This window comes from Streptomyces sp. NPDC091280, from assembly GCF_044768565.1.
Lineage (GTDB): Bacteria > Actinomycetota > Actinomycetes > Streptomycetales > Streptomycetaceae > Streptomyces.
Genome location: NZ_JBIVUZ010000035.1, coordinates 1 through 17673 on the forward strand (window position 1 = coordinate 1; position 17673 = coordinate 17673).

General features: G+C 70.1%; 12 protein-coding genes and 1 pseudogene. 3 read left to right on the forward strand and 10 right to left on the reverse strand.

The window, feature by feature from the left end:
* Positions 1-176 precede the first annotated feature (176 nt).
* From ACIQPR_RS48845 to ACIQPR_RS48860, 4 genes are all read right to left on the reverse strand, one after another.
* Positions 177-452, reverse strand: coding sequence for an SDR family NAD(P)-dependent oxidoreductase (locus ACIQPR_RS48845; protein WP_403664283.1), 276 nt, complete (start codon positions 450-452; stop codon positions 177-179).
* A 305-nt stretch (positions 453-757) separates the two neighbouring features.
* A complete protein-coding gene (locus tag ACIQPR_RS48850) occupies positions 758-1138 on the reverse strand; it encodes a hypothetical protein (RefSeq protein WP_403664257.1) in 381 nt (126 codons plus the stop codon).
* 88 nt (positions 1139-1226) lie between these two features.
* The gene (locus ACIQPR_RS48855; protein WP_403664260.1) at positions 1227-2066 is read right to left on the reverse strand and encodes a hypothetical protein; all 840 of its coding nucleotides are present in this window, start codon (positions 2064-2066) and stop codon (positions 1227-1229) included.
* Between the two features lie 358 nt (positions 2067-2424).
* On the reverse strand, positions 2425-5334 hold the full coding sequence (locus tag ACIQPR_RS48860; RefSeq protein ID WP_403664262.1) for an AAA family ATPase: 2910 nt from the start codon (positions 5332-5334) through the stop codon (positions 2425-2427).
* A gap of 319 nt (positions 5335-5653) precedes the next feature.
* On the opposite strand from ACIQPR_RS48860, the gene ACIQPR_RS48865 reads away from it, so the two are divergent.
* The gene (locus ACIQPR_RS48865; RefSeq protein WP_403664265.1) at positions 5654-8476 is read left to right on the forward strand and encodes an AAA family ATPase; all 2823 of its coding nucleotides are present in this window, start codon (positions 5654-5656) and stop codon (positions 8474-8476) included.
* Between the two features lie 68 nt (positions 8477-8544).
* Here the strand turns inward: ACIQPR_RS48865 and ACIQPR_RS48870 are convergent.
* The 3 genes and pseudogenes from ACIQPR_RS48870 to ACIQPR_RS48880 form a co-directional block, all read right to left on the reverse strand.
* Positions 8545-8874: pseudogene (locus ACIQPR_RS48870) on the reverse strand (hypothetical protein); the annotation flags it as partial.
* Positions 8875-8884: 10 nt separating this feature from the next.
* Complete coding sequence (locus ACIQPR_RS48875) at positions 8885-9547, reverse strand: response regulator (RefSeq protein ID WP_403664284.1); 663 nt, start codon at positions 9545-9547, stop codon at positions 8885-8887.
* Positions 9517-10815, reverse strand: a complete 1299-nt coding sequence (locus ACIQPR_RS48880; RefSeq protein WP_403664268.1) for a sensor histidine kinase — start codon at positions 10813-10815, stop codon at positions 9517-9519. Before ACIQPR_RS48880 ends, ACIQPR_RS48875 begins: the two co-directional genes overlap by 31 nt.
* 170 nt (positions 10816-10985) lie before the next feature.
* Between ACIQPR_RS48880 and ACIQPR_RS48885 the strand changes: the two genes are divergently transcribed.
* Both ACIQPR_RS48885 and ACIQPR_RS48890 read left to right on the forward strand, forming a co-directional pair.
* Positions 10986-11723 (forward strand): ABC transporter ATP-binding protein, encoded by a 738-nt coding sequence (locus ACIQPR_RS48885; RefSeq protein WP_403664271.1) that lies wholly within the window; start codon positions 10986-10988, stop codon positions 11721-11723.
* Positions 11717-14173, forward strand: a complete 2457-nt coding sequence (locus tag ACIQPR_RS48890) for an FtsX-like permease family protein (RefSeq protein ID WP_403664274.1) — start codon at positions 11717-11719, stop codon at positions 14171-14173. The genes ACIQPR_RS48885 and ACIQPR_RS48890 overlap by 7 nt, the downstream gene beginning before the upstream one ends.
* 286 nt (positions 14174-14459) lie before the next feature.
* On the opposite strand, the gene ACIQPR_RS48895 is transcribed toward ACIQPR_RS48890, so the two are convergent.
* From ACIQPR_RS48895 to ACIQPR_RS48905, 3 genes are all read right to left on the reverse strand, one after another.
* Positions 14460-14864, reverse strand: a complete 405-nt coding sequence (locus tag ACIQPR_RS48895) for a MarR family winged helix-turn-helix transcriptional regulator (RefSeq protein WP_403664287.1) — start codon at positions 14862-14864, stop codon at positions 14460-14462.
* 170 nt (positions 14865-15034) lie between these two features.
* Positions 15035-15895, reverse strand: a complete 861-nt coding sequence (locus tag ACIQPR_RS48900) for a TIGR03620 family F420-dependent LLM class oxidoreductase (RefSeq protein ID WP_403664277.1) — start codon at positions 15893-15895, stop codon at positions 15035-15037.
* 99 nt (positions 15896-15994) lie between these two features.
* Positions 15995-16744: an SDR family oxidoreductase gene (locus ACIQPR_RS48905; RefSeq protein WP_403664280.1), complete on the reverse strand. Its 750-nt coding sequence runs from the start codon at positions 16742-16744 to the stop codon at positions 15995-15997.
* Between the last annotated feature and the right edge of the window lie 929 nt (positions 16745-17673).

The window sequence follows — 17673 nt, forward strand, 5'->3', positions numbered from 1 at the left end:
ACCCCTCGGCCGACCCCGTATTTGCGCTGCAAGGCCCGGTTCGAGACCCCTGCCCGGGCATCATGGCGGATCGCCGCGTACAGATCGACCTTGGATTTCGGTGGCACCGGCGCCAATCCCTCACCGCGGAGAGCACTTCGATGCTCCCACCGCAAGCACCCAAGTGGTGTCAAAACTCAGCGATATCGCTCTCCACGGACACCAGGCGCTGTAGCTCCCGATCGACAACCGGTGTCAGGACTCACTGATAAAGCCAGCAGTGCAGCCGTGGTGGTCTGGGCGATGCCCGTGACGTTCACGTCGAGGACACGGGCCCACTGAGCGTCGTCGTTGGCGTCCAGGGCACCGACCACGCCGAGGCCGGCATTGTTGATCAGTATGTCGAGACCGCCGAAGGCCTCGGCAGCCTCGGCGACGGCTGTGTCGACCGCCTTCTGTCGCTCATGTTGCAGCGCGGCGCAGTGACGCCGGCGGGGGCGCCTTCGTTGCGCAGATCCAGGACTGCGACCTGTGCGCCCCGGTCTCGCAGGAGAGTCGCCGTGGCGGCTCCGATTCCGCCGCCCCGCACACTCCTTGGCCTCACGTGATCACAAAACGGGCGCCCGCCGACTGTGGCGAAGCCCTGGCCTCGTTTCGGGTACCACCGGGCTGACAGACCGCCATGAACCAGGGCCCACACGGCAACGGGCATTGGCTAGGTCCTGCGAATCGGGGACGGCGACTGGAAAGGCTCACCGTCCCCGATATCACCGGTGGTTCAGTAGATCTTGAGCCCGTCTACGCTGACGCCACCCGGGTTGTTCGGCCAGGTGTAGATGGTCCACTTCCCGATCGGGGAATCGGGCTGCCACCTTCCGTCCCCGTGCCACTGGACGACGTTGTTTCCGGTCGAGAGCTGCTCCATCCATGCGACGCGTACATACGCGCCGCTCCACCTGGCTTCCCCGGCATTGGCGAAACACCAACTGTTGTCGGGGTAGTCCTGGCTGTGCCCGTAGACCAATGCCAAGTCTGTCCTTACACCGCATTCGACCTCGTTGATCGCGGACGCCTGTGGCATCGTGGCGATGCTGAGTGAGGCCACCGCAGCGAAGGTCGTCAGCGCGGACAGGGCCACGCGTTTGGCTCTTTGGCTCATGGTAGTTCTCCTTATGTTTGTCGTGCTGGGGGGCCGGACGGTGGTGCGGTCTGGCAGCGCCGTCCGGAGTCAGGGGGGAGGGGGTGTGTCAGGTCATAGGAGAAGCGGCTAGGAGGCGTTTTGCCCGGTCGATTTGCTCCCGGACCTGTTTCTTGTAGCCCCTCAGGACTTTGGTGTTGGCGGATATGAGCTGCTGCTGGTATCCGCTAAGGACGGCGAAGTAGACGGCGGCCAGATGCGATGACCGTGTGCAGGACTCGTCGGCCGTGGCCGTGGCGATCTCCTTCGTGGACGCCTTCTTCGCGTTGAGGAAGCCGTTGGCCAACTTTTCGGGATCGTCTGCTGGGTGGCCTGCCCTGCTCATGCAGGCGGCCCAGCGTTTACGCGCGGCACCGACGCGGGTGTCTGCGGCCACCTGCTCGAACGACCGTCCGAACAGGTCCTGGGCGAGCTTCCAGCCCCGGCTGCCGGCGAGTGAGGGCAGCTGCTTGGCTGCTTTGTCCCAGCAGACGTTGTAGTCCTTCAGTTCCTGCCCGGTCGGGCTTTTGGAGACGGTGATCGGCACGGAGACGTGGAAGCCGATGCGCTTGGCGGTCGCACCGCCGATGTAGCCCCAGGCGCCGGCCGGATGGATCGCTTCCCTTTCCGCATTTGTTTTGGCGGCCGTCCGCGTCTTCTTCTGGCTCGAATAGCCGGTGTATCCCCGGCCTTGCATGCAGCGGGCGACGAGTGCCTCGTTCGTCCGGTACAGCAGGACGTCGTCCTGCTCGGAGGTGCCGTAGGCGGACAGGGGCAGCCCGGTCAGTCCGTCGTATCCGGTGGCAGGCGACGTCGGTGTGGCGGCGATGGCCGGCAGGGCCACGTCTGTAGTACTGCCGGTGAGGCCCGTGGAGCAGCCGGTGGTCAGCAGCCCGGCGGTGAGCACCATGGCAACGGCGGCACCGACACCATGCCGCCTGCGGTGCCGTGTGGCGGGTGTGACTTGCTCTGGTGCCATGCGGGGGTCTGCCTTCCCGGGAGCGTGGGTGGGGTCCCGGCCCGGGGGAGGGAGGGGCCGGCCAAAGGTCGTCGCGGGCATGGCGGCTTTTGGCTGTGCCGTGCCGTACCTGCTGTCTCACTGGCTGCTGCGGGTCACGATGCTGGCAGGTGTGATCAGCCGTTTCGGCGCTGTTGGACGCTCACCGGTTAAACACAGGGAGATCTGACGCGAGTTGCCGTGGCCGTGGCAGGCCCGGACCTGGCTGTGTGCGGGGTCGCCGACAGCGCGGTGGAGGGGCTGCCTCGTGTCAGAGGGAGTCGGTGAGTACGGAGGCGGCCAGTTCCGTGCGGGAGCGTCTCCCGGTGCGGGCGAACAGCCGGGACAGACGCTGGGCCACCGCGTCCTCGTTAATCCGCAGGACGGTGGCGATCTGGCGGTTGGTGAGCTGTTCGGCGATGAGGACGGCCAGAAGCCGGTCGTTCTCGGTGGTGGCCTCTTTGCGGCCGGGGATGGTGAGTCCGGCCTCTCGCATCGCTGTCCTGGTGTGGAAGCGCCACAGGGCGGCGTTGGTGGTGCCGAACAGTTCGTATGCCTCGCGCAGCAGGGCGGCCGGGACCGCGCCTGCAGCGGCGGCGGCGAGCAGGGTGGTCGCCGTCTCGAAGGGCAGGCTGCGGGTGCGGGCGAGATCCACGGCCTCGCGCAGGTGCCTGTGAGCGGTGTCGTGGCGAAGTACACGGGCCGAGGCCAGTAGCTGGCGCAGCCGTGTCCGGTCGCCGCCCGTCAAGGCGGCGATCCGTTCCACGCGCTGCAGGTGCATCCCCGCTTCGGCAGTGCGTCCGGCTTCGGCTGTGACTTCGGCGAGCAGGGCCCACAGTTCGCCGGTGCCGTAGACCTGGTCGTGCTCCCGAGCCGTGGCGAGCCCGCGGAGCAGCGCTTTCTCGGCCTCGGCCACATCACCGAGGGTCAGCAGCGCTTCTGCCTCAACGGCGTGCAGGGCGCACTGCGGTGGTCCCGGCTCGGGGCCGCGCATGTCCTCGACCATCTGCAGGGCGCTGGTGACGCGGCCCCGGGCGAGGAGGATGTCCGCTGTCCGCGCGGGGAGCAGGGAGCTGTCCGAGACCGGTGTGGACTGGATCTCGTCGTTGGCCAGCAGTCGGCGGGCTGATTCGAGGGCCTGATCCCACCGGCCGGTGAGATGGTCGTAGAGGAACCGGCCGAGCGGGGGAAGGACGTCTACGGTCAGGCCGGCGGTTTCCAGGAGTTGGTGGGCCGCGTCGAGGTCGTAGTCGGCGAGCAGGTCTTCGAACATGCCGCTTGCCAGCGAGTACACCTTGCCTGGCGGCAGTTCGGGAGCGTCGCGCAGGGTCAGTTCGTGCCGGTAGGGGGCTGGGCGGCCCATGGCCAGTTCGGCCATGGCGCTGAAGATGTTGGGTGTCGCACGGGCGCGTGTGCCGGTGTTCCACTGCGTCTCGGTTCTCTTGAGCAGGTCCGCTGTCTGCCGCCATTTCGAGAGGTGGCACAGGGCTAGGGCCTGCCCGGTCACCTTGGCCAGGTCGGGCACGGGCAGTGCGTCCCACCAACTGGCGGTCGCCAGTAGGGACATGGTGGTCCAGTCGCGTTGATTGGCCGTTACGGCCACGACCAGGCAGGCGGCCTCCTGCAAATCGAGGTCGCTCAGCGTCGGTCCCGGATCGCGCAGCAGTGATTCCCCGGCGGCTCGTCCGGTGGTGTAGTCGCAGGCCAGGTAGGCGGTTGTCCCGTACTGCCGGAGTAAGAGATCGCGGGCGTCGGCGTGCTCCGTCAGGTCACGGGCGGTGCGCAGCCACCGCAGGACCCGTCCGCTGTCGGTGCCGGGGCTCGTCTGCCGTGCGGCAGCGGTCAGTTCGGCCACCGCGCGTTCCCGGTCGACCAGGCTTCCCGCGTCCGCTATCCGGTCTGACCGGTAGGCCAGAGCGTTCGTCTCGCCGGGAGGCCGCGACGCCTCGGTGCTCCCGGATGCGGCTCGCTCCGCGTCCATGTCGTTCCAGAGGAGTTCGACCGCCATGGCGGACAGCCGGCCGCGGTCCACCGGGCTCAGCCGTTCCCGGACGGTGTGCGCGGTCAGCGGAAGACGGAAGGCCCAGCCCTGCACGGCGGTTGGGTCCGGTCCCGGTAGTTCCTCGATGATGCCCGCCCCGAACAGAATGCGGACACCGGCGTGGGCGGCGTCGGGGGACAGGCCGGTCCAGGCGGCGGTGAGCTGAAGGGCCGCTCTGCCCAGCGGTCCCAGGATGCTCAGCGCGGCGGCCACCGCGCGCGCGGGCTCGCCAAGTCCGTCCAGCGCCGTGACGAACCGGTCGTCGTCGGGCAGCACCGGCACCGTCGTCCTCGCGGGTATGAAGGCGTGGCCGTCGGCTACCCGGATCGCGTCCAGGTTCGTCCAGCCGGTGAGCAAGGCCTCGATCGCTCCCGGGATGCCACACGTCAACTCGCCCACCTGCGCGGCCAGGACGGTATCCGGTCTCGCCCGCAGCCACCGCGCCGCCAGCGCGGTGGTGTCCTGTGGTCCCAGCGGAGCCAGCACCACCGTACGAGCCCCCTCGACGCCGGCCAGTCGATCCATGATCCTGGCCGTGGCCTCACGGTCTGGGCCGCAGGCCTCTTCGCCGTCGAGCCCCCGTCGCGGCTCACTCTCGTGGGCGGCCGGGACGGTGTCTGCTCGGGCACCTGCCGTGTCCGGTGCGCCGTACTGTGCGGCCGACACCAACCACCGGCATCCGGGAGCATCGATACGGCTGAGTGCGGCCAGGGAGTCGGGGTCGGCGTGGTGGGCATCGTCGACCAGGACGGTCGCCGGCGCGCAACGGGCGGCAGCGGCGCGCAACAGCATCTCCATCGCCGCCCGGTCGCTCCGGTCGAAGGCCGACAGCGCCTGAGCAACGGACCCTGCGGCCGGCCGATGGCGCTGCCGGTGGAGTCTGCGCTCCTCCAACGCCATGACCAGGCGCAGCGCCAACAGCAGCGGTCGGTCACCGTCGCCAGGGACACAGTCCACAGCAAGCACGGCGGTTCCCTGAGCCCGCAGCCGTTCACCGGCCGCGTGCAGGAACGCCGTTCGGCCCACGCCGCGTTCACCTCGTACCAGGACCAGACGAGGGCCGCCGGGGCCGTTCAGGAGGTCGTGGATCTGATCCGACTCGCGCTCGCGGCCGAGCAAAGGGCGGTCAGTGCGGTCCATGCGGGCGGGCGTACCCCAGCGGACCAGCTCATCGGTTCCCGGCCACGCAGCCACTGCGCCATGCACCCCTTGCTCTGGAGACACACGGCCGTCCGCCGTGCCCCGTGCCGTTGCCAACTCTGCTCCGGCGCCCGAGACCTCGTGTGCGCTGGACGTCATGAGCGGCGCCACCCTACGTGAACCGCCAGCGCCCCCGCGCACGATCTCCCAGCGACAGGAACGCCGTTCGGCGCCGTCCGAGACGGGAGAACAGAAAGTGCCAGGTACCTCGCCCCTGGGCAAAGGAGCGCGAGCCAGAGGCACCGCGCGGCGCCGAGCGGTGGTCGGCAGGGACGGCGAAGTCCGGGCAACGGCGGACATCCTGCGCACCACCGGTGACGCGGCTCGGGTCCTGATGCTGACCGCCGGGGCAGGGATGGGCAAGACAGCCGTACTGGAACGGGCGCAGCAGGTGGCCGCCCAGGACGGCGCCGCAATGGTAAGGCTGGGCTGGGAAAGTGAAGACGAGGACACCCTGGACAGTGCCGACGGCATCGCCGTCGCCAGCTGCGGCTTGGTCCTCTACGACCCCGACGACTACCTGCTTCCTCTGCCCACCGCCCTGCGAGCACGGTTGCATGCCGCGGCACGGGAGGACGGGATGCGCGGACTGTCCGCGTTCTCCACCGCGTTGGCCGCAGCCGCCCGCCGGCTGCCCTTCGCGCTGGTCGTGGACGGCATCGAGCGCATGCCGAGGCGCGTCACCCACGCGTTGTGCACGCTCTTACGCATCTTCCGCCCTCAGGGCGTCCCCGTGGTGATGGCCGGACGGCCGCCACTCGCGGCGGATCCCCGTCATGCCCAGCTGACGGCCGCGGCCGACCAGTTCCTCGAACTAACGCCATTACGACCGGCCTACGTCGCCGAGCTCGTCGACACCCACGTCGCCCGCCGATTCGGCCGTCCAGCCGAACCCGCGCTGGCGAACGCCGTATCACGGGCCCTGGGCAACCTGGCAGGCAATCCGCAAGCCGTGCTGTCGGTCCTCGGCACGATGGACGAACAGGACCTGCTGGAACTCGACGGCCGGATGTGCCTCACGCGTGCGGAGCAACACCTGCGGCTCGCCACCGAAGACGCCTTCCTCCTCGGGTTCGGCCGGCCCCACGCATCCCCGTACCCCAGCACCGTCGAGGCGGCGATCGTCGCCGCCCGCGTGCTGGACCATGCCGAAGTACGCGTCGACGACGTGTACAGGCCGACGCCCTCGGCCGGCGGTCGGGCCCTTGAGTCGACAGTCGACCGGCTGATCACCGACCGGGTTCTGACTGCAGACCCGCAAGGCCGCTTGTCGTTCGCCGTCCCCGCGATCGCGGCGGCTCTGCGGACCCTGCCCGTCCCGCGTGACGTGCAGGGTAATTCCGCGCGGTTCGTCACGCGGTGGGCGGACAAGCTCGGTGCCGAAGCCATCGGCCGCGGCTCCCCGCGGCTGGCCGATCGTGTCGCAGCGTCCGGCCCGCGCCTGGACGATGCCCTCGCAGTGCCACTACTGCTGGCCGCGGCCCGCGAAGAGGCCAGGACCAACTGGCCCCGATCGGCCCGCGCCTACGCCGCCGTGCTCAACCGGCTCGCACCACAGGACCGGCGCACCCCTGCCCTTCTGCACGAAGCGAGCAGCTTGAGCCTGAGGCATGGCGACCACGAGGGGCTCCTGGCGCTCGGCAAGCCGCTGTTCGCCCTCCTGGACACACCGCACACCGAACGCACCAACGGCGCGGAGAGATCGGCCGGGCTGTCGAGCGTCGCGGCCGCATGGGTGTGGGCAGCCCTTCACGAACACCGAGCGCCCTGCCCCGACATCATCCGTCCCCGCTCCGGCGAGACGGCCGGCCCATTCCCCGATGCGGCCTCTCTGGCGGCACTCGGCGGCCTGTACGGCATCGGCCCGCTCACGCCCCGGCCGACAACGACCAACCGCAACATTCCAGATACCGGTCCCGCGCACCGGCAGTCACCGTTGCCCTCACCCGCCGAACTACGTGTGGTGACCGCTGCGATGGGCAGTCACACCGAACTGAGCCGCGCGCGGCAGAACCTGCTGCCCGACGCCGTCGACGACCGGGCACTGGACCGGCTGCGCCACGCGGCCGCCTACGCAGACCTCGCCGGTGCGCTCACCGCCGTCCTCGGCGACCGGTACGTTGCAGCTCCGGACGGCATCGCAGTCCAGTACCGGGGCATGGTGCGCGACTACCTGACAGGGGACTGGGACGCAGCACTGACAGCGGCCCGCCGCATCGAAGTACGCAGCCGGATGCGAGCCACGGCGGGCATCCCCCACCTGCCGCGGGCGTTGGCCGCGGAGATCCACTGCGCCCGCGGGGACATCGCATACGCCCGGACGTGGCTCCAGCTGGTTCCGGACACCCTCACCCACCCCCTCGCGGCGCGCGCCCGCCTGGCCGTGCGGAACCGGACAGCCCGAACAGGGGAGGTGCTGGACGAGGCGTGGCACGACGTAAGGCGGGCACGCAAGGAAGGCCGGCTCGCCGGTGTCGAACGGCTGCTGCTGCGCATCCTGTCGCTCGCCGCCCGCAAGGACCGCCCGCACATGGTTCAACAGACTCTGGAGGCACTGGAAACCCTGCACGAGGAGGCAGCCACGCCCATGACCCGTGAGGCGCTCCTCCTCGGGAGGGGCATCGCACATCGCGACCCGGACAGCGCGCGAACCGCTCACGGGTTGATCAAGCTCCGAGGCGACATCCATCTGCGCGTCATCTCCAGCTTGTGCCTGACCCACACCGCGGACGACCCCCGCCCCTGGCTGGCCGAAGCCCTGCAGCAGGCACACGGCCTCGGTCTCGGGCAGCCCTTCCGTATGGCCGTCACTCGCGCCGCGCAGCAGCGCGGCATCCCCATACCGAGACTCCGCCAGACCGAAGCGGAACTGACCGAACCCGACATCACACTGGTACGCCTGGTCAGCGACGGTGTGACCAACCAACGGATCGCCAAAGAACTCGCCTGTAGTCACAAGACCGTGGAGCAGCGCCTGACACGCTTGTTCCAGCGCACCGGCTGCCGCTCCCGTACAGAACTCGCCGCCGCCTGGCTGAACGGAACCCTCCGTACTTCCAGCCCAGACCCCGCAGACACCTGACGGAGCATCGGCCCGCCTGCCAGTCGTGCGTCAATCGCCGAAGTGCCCTGCGCCTGGTTGCAGATCATGATCCGGCGCCCGGCGAGGGCCCCGGTGAGACGGGGAAGAACCTCGGAGGAGCTGGGCGAGCCTTCGGCCGTGGCGTCGGTGATGCCGTGAATGGCCGTGGCCTCCGCCAAGGTTGACCAGTGTGTGTCGGGCGGCACCGTCCCGGACACTGTGGTGACGGTGATCTCCACGATCCGTGACGTCGCGCTCAGGCCGGTCGTCTCGGAGTCCCGGACCGTGTACGCGCGGCGGGAAGGCAACTCGTCAAGGTAAGCCGTCTCCGATGCCAACCGGGTCGACGGCAGTCCTGTCGCAGGCAGTAATGAACGCGATGCCGTGGCCTGGTGCACCCCGTGGGGGTCAGGCCCGCAGGTAAGCGAGGACGGCCAGGACCCTGCGGTGGGTCTTGTCCGTTGGGGGGAGGTCCAGCTTGGTGAGGATGTTGCCGATGTGCTTGCCGATCGCGGCTTCGGAGACCACAAGTTCCTTGGCGATCGCGCCGTTGGACCTGCCTTCGGCGATCAGTGCGAGCACCTCGCGTTCGCGCGGGGTGAGCTGCTCCAGCGGATCGCGGCGGCGGCGCAACAGTTGGCGCACCACCTCGGGATCGACAACCGTCCCACCGTCCGCCACCTTGTGCAGCGCTTCCACGAACTCCTCGACCTGACCGACCCGGTCCTTGAGCAGATAGCCGATGCCTGATCCGTCGCCGGAGTCCAGGAGGTCGGCGGCGTACGTCCGTTGCACATATTGGCTGAGGACCAGGACCGGGAGTGTGGGGTGCTGCTCGCGCAGCCGCACCGCCGCGTGCAGGCCTTCGTCCTGGAAACCAGGCGGCATGCGTACGTCTGTCACCACGACGCCGGGGGCATGCTCCTCGACCGCTGCGATCAGTGCCTGTGCGTCCCCGACGGCCGCCACCACCTCGTGGCCGCAGCGGCCGAGCAGGCCGATGAGCCCTTCCCGCAGCAGCACGCTGTCCTCGGCCAGCACTACGCGGAGCGATCGGCCGCCTGCGTCAATTCGCAAGGAAACTCCACACGCAACAGGGTCGGTCCACCTGGCGGACTGGTCAGCGCAAGTCTGCCATCCAGGACGGACACCCGGTCCGCGAGACCGGTGAGGCCGCTGCCCGCCGAGGGGTCGGCGCCGCCGCAGCCGTCGTCGCGCACATCGAGAAACAGCCGTCCGTCGTGATGACCGCCGCTCACCTGCGCGTGGTCGGCCCCGCTGTGCTTGGCGACGTTGGCCAGCGCCTCGCAGACCACGAAGTACGCCGCTGACTCGACGGCCTGGGGCGGGCGGCCCGGCAGTTCGAGGGTCACGTCTACGGCGACCACGCAGCGGTCGGCGGCGTCCGCGACCGCGGCTTGCAGGCCGTAGTCCGTGAGGACCTTCGGGTAGATGCCGTGAATGAGCTCGCGCAGTTCCGCGAGCGCATGGCCCGCTTCCGCGTGCGCCTTCGTGAGCTGGTTGGCGAGCGGGCCGGGCGGGGCATCGAGGCGGGCCAGCCCGAGGGCCATCGTCAGTGCGACGAGGCGTTGTTGGGCACCGTCGTGCAGATCGCGCTCGATGCGGCGCCTTTCGGCCTCGAAGGCATCCACCAACCGGGCGCGGGAGCGGGCCAGTTCGACCACCTTGGCGTCGAGATCGCGCTCGCCGGAGGCGATCAGCAGCCGTGCCAGTTCGGCGCGGGCGCCCGCCGTCGCGCCGAGCACGTAAGCGCCCAGGCCCATCAGAAGCAGGCCCAGTATGGCGACGCCGACAGCGTTCGGCCATGTGGTGACCGTCCACTGCTTGAGCACCTTCGCCTCTTCGCCGTCGCCGACCGTGGCCATCAGCAGCGGGGTGGCGACCATGGACAGCGGGAAGAGCAGGGCGACTGTGATCGCCAGGGCGTCGACCGGCCACAGCAGCCCGGCGAACAAGAGCGCGTACCCGAGTTCCCGCCAGGTCGCCTGTTCGCGCAGCCGGGTGGTCAGCCAGGCCCACAGTCCCGGCGCGGCCGGCACCTGGTGTCGGCCGGAGACCAGGTCGCGGTCGATCAGGCGCACCCTGCGCCGCTCCACCTCGGCCACCGGGATCCCGCTCAGGGCGACCAGAACGAGCAGCGGCAGGCCCACCAAGACGACGGCGAGCGCACCACAGACCATGGCCACCGTCACGATCCCCACCAAGGCGGCGACGCCGGTGACCGCGCCGGTGAGCAGATACGCGGCGGACCGCCAGGGCCAGGCCGACAACAGGAAGCCGGGCCGGGACATGGCCTGCCATACATTCCGAGGGCGCATGGGCATGACCGTAAGTGGCCCCACCAGTCCGCTGCCATCGGTCCAGGGTCCGTGTCGAGGGTAGGTCTGGCCCTACCTCAGGTCTCGTTCTGGCCGTACTGCGTGACGAGGGCTTTCCGGGTTTCGTGGAGGCATCAACGAGCCAAGGAGAAGGTGCTGGTGGGGGACACATGACCAACGACGCGATCCGATTGCAGTCCATGACCCGGCGGTACGGCTCGGGCCGTACGTCCGTCACTGCCCTGGACGAGGTCTCGCTCGCCTTCCCGAGGGGGACGTTCACCTTCGTGATGGGTCCGTCCGGGTCCGGCAAGTCCACCCTGCTTCAGTGCGCCGCAGGCTTGGACCGGCCCACGTCCGGCTCGGTCACCGTGGGCGACACCGAGCTGACCACGCTGAGCGAGACCAGGCTGACCCTGCTGCGCCGCGAGCGCATCGGCTTCGTGTTCCAGGCGTTCAACCTGCTGCCCTCGCTGACCGCCGAGCAGAACGTGGCCCTGCCGCTGCGGCTGGCCGGCCGCCGCCCGAAGAAGGCCCAGGTGCGCGAGGTGCTCGAACAGGTCGGACTCGGCGACCGTGCGCAGCACCGCCCGGCGGAGATGTCCGGCGGCCAGCAACAGCGGGTTGCCCTGGCCCGCGCCTTGATCACCCGCCCCGAAGTGCTGTTCGGCGACGAGCCGACCGGCGCGCTCGACTCGCAGACCAGCCGCGAGGTACTGACCCTGCTGCGCGGCATGGTCGACCGGGACGGCCAGACGATCATCATGGTCAGCCACGATCCCGTCGCGGCCTCCTACGCCGACCGCGTCGTCTTCCTCGTCGACGGCCAGGTCAACGGTGAGTTGATCGGCGCCTCCGCCGAGGACATCGCCGCGCGCATGACCAAGCTTGAGGCGGCGCCGTGCTGAGCACATCGCTGCGTACCCTGCGCACCCGCTGGGTCACCTTCGTCGGCAGTTTCGTCGCCCTCTCCCTGGGCGTGGCGCTGATCGCCGTGATGGGACTGGCCCTGGCGTCCTCGCTGGATGCTCCCGAGCGGGGGCCGGAGCGATTCGCCGCCGCGCCGGTCGTCGTCAAGGGCCGGGACACCCTTGAGGTGCCCACCTCGATCGGCGACCGCACCCGGAAGCTCGCGCAGCCGCGTGCGGTGCCCGACGACGTGGTCGCGAAGCTGCGGGGCCTCGGGACCGTCGTCGAGGACCGGTCGTTCGCCGTGCGGGCCGAGGGCGGGCCCGCCGATCTGCTGGGCCACCCCTGGTCCACGGCGGCCTTCGCGCCGTACCACCTCGACGCGGGACGCGCGCCCGAGGCCGCGGACGAGGTCGTCGTCAGCGGTGACTGGGCCCGTCCGGGCACCCGGGTGCCGACCGACGGCGGCACCGTGCGCGTCGTCGGCACCGTGGCCGGGCTCGGCTTCGAGAACGCCGTGTTCTACACCGACACCCGCGCCGCCCAACTGTCGCCGCGCAGTCTCCAGCTCGCGGTCGACGCCGATGCGGCGGCCGTGCGCAAGGCAGTACGCGGCAGCGAAGGCGTCCAGGTCCTCACCGGCGACGCGCGCCGGTACGCCGACGCCGACCCCGACCGGGACAGCGAGGCCCTCACCGCGATGAACGCCATGTTCGGCACGGCCGGCGGCGTCACGGGGTTCGTGTCGGTGTTCGTGGTGGCCTCGACCTTCGCGTTCGCGGTGGCCCAGCGGCGCCGCGAGTTCGGGCTGCTGCGCACCGCGGGGGCGACTCCGGGACAGATCCGCCGCATGGTCGTCCACGAGGCGCTCGCGGTCGGTGTGCTCGCCTCGGCCACCGGCTGTGTGCTCGGTTCCTACGGGGCTCCGAAGCTTGCCGAGAGGGCGGTCGACGAAAGCCTTGCGCCCCGCTGGTTCACCATCAGGGACTATGCCTGGCCCTACCACATGGCGTTCTGGACAGGCCTGTTCGTGGCCCTGTGCGGCGTGCTGGCCGCGTCCTGGCGGGCCGGGCGCGTCGGTCCCACCGAGGCACTGCGCGAGGCGTCCGTCGACACCCGGCCGATGAACGGGGGCCGCTGGCTGTTCGGCGCTGCCCTGCTGATCACGGCCGTGGTGACGCTGGCCCTGGCCCTGGTGACGAACCCGGACGACCTGCTGCAGCGCAAGACCTATGTGAGCCGGCCGATGCTGCTGATCACCGCGGTCGCGCTGCTCGCGCCGGTGCTGGTGCGGCCACTGGCCCGGCTGATCGCCTGGCTGCCGGCACAACTGCCCGGCGCCGGCGGGATGCTGGTGCGGGAGAACGCCGCCGTCGGGGTGCGCCGCACGGCCGCTGTCGCGGCGCCCGTGCTGGTCACGGTGGCGCTGGCGGGCTCGCTGCTCGGCGCCACCGCCACCCTCGACGAGGCGAAGGCCACTGAGGTGCGCGAGCAGACGGCCGCCGACTTCGTGGTCACTGCGGCGGGCAACGCCGGCTTCGACAAGGCGACGTTGCGGCGGCTTCGCGCCGTGTCCGGCGCCGAGGTCTCGGCGAGCTCGTCGAGCGCCGTGTACGTCCTGGAGGACGGTGTGGCGCTCATCAGGTCCGATGCCAGGGCCGTCGAGCCGGAACCGCTCGCGGCAACGACCCGCCTCCCGCTCGCCGCGGGGAAGGCGGGCGATCTGGACGACGACTCGATCATCGTCAACGAGGAGTGGGAGAAACACACCGTGGGCGATCGGGTGGACGTGTGGCTCGGTGACGGCACGCGGAAGTCCCTGAAGATCGCCGCGGTCATGACCACCGGCACCGGCAACAACGGCGTCTACGTCACCCCGCGCAACGCCCCCGCGGCGCCCGTCGACCGGGTCGATGTACGCCTGACACACCGTGCCGACGCGGGCACCGTGGCCGCCGGTCTGCGTCGGGCGGTGCGGGCGTCGGGCGGGGAGGTGCTCGACAAGGAAGCCTGGGTGCGGGCGACGTATCCCGAGACCAACCGGACGACCCGGATGGGGTTCTTCCTGGTCCTCGGGATCGCTCTCCTCTACACCGGCATCTCGCTCGCCAACACGATGGTCATGGCGACCTCCGACCGGGTCCGCGACCTTGCCGTGCTGCGCCTGGCCGGCGCCACCAGATGGCAGGTGCTGCGGCTGGTGGGCGCCGAGGCGTTGATGGTGGTCATGGTCGGCGGACTGCTCGGAGCGCTGGTCGCCGGCCTCAACCTGCTGGGCATGTGGAGCGCGCTGGGCCTGCTCTCGGTGCGGACGTCCATCGAGATCCCTTGGGGGACGCTTGCGGCGGCCCTCGGAGCGTGCGCGGTCCTCGCGGTGATCTCGGCGGTCGCCCCGGCCGCCCTCTCCCTGCGCCGCAGGGCGGTGGAGCTGGCGGGCGCACGCGAGTGACCTTGGTTAGCCAGCACCTGGGTGACGTCATCAAACCTGCGGCGGTCACTGTGGACGTGCTCAGGGTGGTGTTCGCTGTCCGTCCGGTCGATGAACTTCTCGTAGATCCACGCGGCCTGTCCGGCGGGGGAGTCGGCCAGGCCGTATCCCACGGTCTGGGAGGGGAGATGGTCGGCGTCAGTGGAGCGCCCCTAGTTGATACGTCACCAATATGTGTGCAGAGATGCCGAGCGACGGATGGGCCGTCAGTGGGCGTTTCTGGCTCGGTGGGTCGGAAGAGTCGGTGTCAGCGGGGCGTGTCGCCGATCTTCCCGATGATCGTCTCGGAGATCTCGGCCAGCATGGTGACCTGGCCGGGGGTGAGGTGGTCGAGCAGCAGGCGCCGGACGTCCTCGGCGTGGCGGGGTGCGGCGGCCTCGATCGCCGCACGGCCGGCAGAGGTGACCATCACGTACGCCCCGCGCCCGTCTTCCGCACACTCGTCGCGTGCGAGGAGGCCGCGTTTGACCATCCGTGTGAGCTGGTGGGACACCCTGCTCTTCTCCCACCCCAGGACCCTGGTCAGTTCGAGGATGCGCAGCCGGGCGCCGGGGGCGCGAGTCAGCTCCGCCAACACTGGGTAGTCGGCCCCGGACAGCCCGAACTCGCTCTGCATGACCCGGCCGGCCTCGCTCACCACCAGGTCGTGCATCCGCATCATGCCGCGCCACGCCCGTTCCTCGACCGGGGTGAGCCAGCGGGGCTCTGTGTCCATGCGTGCATGGTACGAGAAGGTTGATGTCTCGACTGTTCCCTTCGCCCCCACGCCCACAGTGCGGTTCCCCTGCCGTCCCGCGCCGGTCCGCCTCGGAGGAGGGGGAGTCAGCGAGCCAGCGGCGCCAGTGCTCGCCATTCGGCGAGCGGGAGCCTCTGGCCGCTACTGATGGCGTGGATTGCGACGTGGGTGGCTCCCGCGTCGAGGTGGGCACGGATACGCGCGTCGATGGCGTCGAGGCTGCCCCAGGCGACGACTGCGTCGATCAGGCGGTCGCTCCCGCCGTGGGCGAGGTCGTCCGCGGTGAAACCCTGCCGTTGCAGGCTGCCGGCGTAGTGGCCCATGCCGATGAAGGGCGCCAGGAACCCGCGGGCTGTGGCACGCGCGCGGTCCGGATCGTCGTCTACGACGACGGCTTGGTACGGGGCGAGCAGCGGGGCGGGGCCGAGCAGTTCGCGCGCGCCGGCGGTGAACTCCGGCGTGACGAGGAAGGGGTGCGTGCCGGCGCTGCGTCGGCCGGCCAGTTCGGTCAGCTTGGGTCCCATGGCGGCGACGAGGCGTTCGTCGGCGGGAACAGGGGTGGGTGCCTCGTCGAGTTGGTCGAGGTAGCCATTGAGTGCGGTCAGCGGACGGTAGGTCCCGCCGGCCTGCTGTGCGGCCGCGGCGTCACTCACCCCGAGGCCGAGCAGGAGCCGGTGGCCGTATTCGGTGCTCAGCCGGGCGTGTCCGGCCGCCATGTCGGCCGCACCGTGGCGCCAGATACTCAGGACGCCGGTTGCCACCGCGGTCTCGTCGGTGGCCCGCAGCAGGCGTTCCGCGTCACCGAGGATGTCGCCGCCACCGAGGCCGGGGATCCAGAGGGCTCCCCAGCCGTGCCGGCCGAGTTCGGCCGCGGCCTCGTGGATCTCCACGGGGTCGGGGTGCAAGCGAAGTTCCGGGCTCCAGATGCCGATTGTTCCGATGTCCATGATGGTCTTCCTCAGTAGTGGTCCGGCCCGGTTTAGCGGCGAGGAGGGGCGGGGCGGGCCGGTCGGCTCCGCGGGCGGGGCGACAGGCGGGCGCTGGCGTCAGATCTGGTTCGCGCCGCCGTCGACGTAGATCTCGGTTCCGGTCACGAAGCTCGACTCGCCGGTGGCGAGGAAGAGCGCGAGGCTCGCGACCTCCTCGGGCTGCCCCATACGACCGAGCGGCACGCCCGCAGCGAGCGCCTCCCGGAGCTGGGCGGCCTGCTCCTCGTCGGGGGCGAGCCCGTTCAGGCCGGGGGTCGTGATCGGTCCGGGCGCGATCGTGTTGACGCGGATGCCGCGACCGCGCAGTTCGTTCGCCCAGGTCCGGGCGAAGGAGCGGATCGCGGCCTTGGAGGCGCCGTAGACACCGAACGCCTCGTTGCCGACGCTGGCGGCGGTGGATCCGGTGAGGATCACCGATGCGCCGTCGACCATGAGGGGGAGGGCCTTCTGCACGGTGAAGAGCGTCCCCTTGACGTTGGTGTCGAAGGTGGCCTCGAAGTGCTCCTCGGTGACGTCTTCCAGCCTGGCGAACGTGCCGCCGCCGGCGTTGGCGAACAGGACGTCGATGCGGTGTCCGGCGTCGGCGATGGTGCCGTAGAGGCGGTCGAGGTCCGCGAGGTTGCTGCTGTCTGCCTGGACGGCTGTCACGTTTCCGCCGATCCGCGCGACCGCCTGGTCAAGGGCGTCCTTGCGGCGGCCGGTGATGTAGATGTGGGCGCCCTCCCGGCTGAAGCGCTCTGCCGTGGCCAGCCCGATACCGCTGGTGCCACCGGTGATTACGACCGTCTTGCCGTCCAGCTGTCCCATGGTGTGCTCCCATCTCCGAGTGGTCCGCACGACCGCTCATCCGTTCAATCTTCAACCACTCTAAATTTCAAGTGGATGACGTGTCAACTAAATGGCTCCTGGCTTTCTTCCCCGTCGCGTCCGCCACCGCTGACACGGGCGCCCCTCCAAGGCCGACAACCGGCTGTGGAGGGGCGCTGATCGATGAGGAAGATCCAGTACCGCTCTCCCGCATCGATGGATGTCCCGCCGAGACCTGGCGGCCACCCAGCTCAACGACTTGATGAGTTCAAGGTCGGTAGCCGACAACGCGCGGTTGCCATGCGCAGGATGATCCGTGCCGGTGATTTCTATGGATTTCTGGGGCTTAGGCCGTGTATCGAAAGTGGATTTTGGGCTGTGAATGATCACGGTTCATGGGGCAGGGAGATCTCACCGATGAGCAGTGGGCGGTGCTGGAGGCGTTGTTGCCCAGGGGCGCCAGGGCGGGGCGACCGCCGGTCTGGCCTCGGCGGCAGCGGGAGGGCACCCGGCATCGCATCTTCACCCGGCTCCAGGCGCTGTCCGACGCGAAAGGTGCGATCACGTGGGACCTGAGGGTCCGCGTGCCGCGCATCGGGTCGGGTCGGCCGCGCGTCCGGCCCGACCGGGCCCGCACGGACAAGGCGTACGCCTGCCGCAGGAACCGTGCCTACCTGCGCCGCCGCGGGATCCGCTGCACCATCCCTGACAAGGTTGACCAGGCGCATAGCCGCAGAAGGAGCGGATTCCGCGGTGGCCGGCCACCGCGGTTCGACCCGGTCGGCCACCGCGAGCGTCATGCGGTGGAGTGCGGGATCAACCGCCTCAAGCGGAACCGCGCCGTCGGTGAGGTCGACTCGGGGCGCCCTGCTGGTGTTTCCGCCAGTGGGTTTCCCCGAGCCGCCTCCCGAACCCGGCGTGCCCGTCTC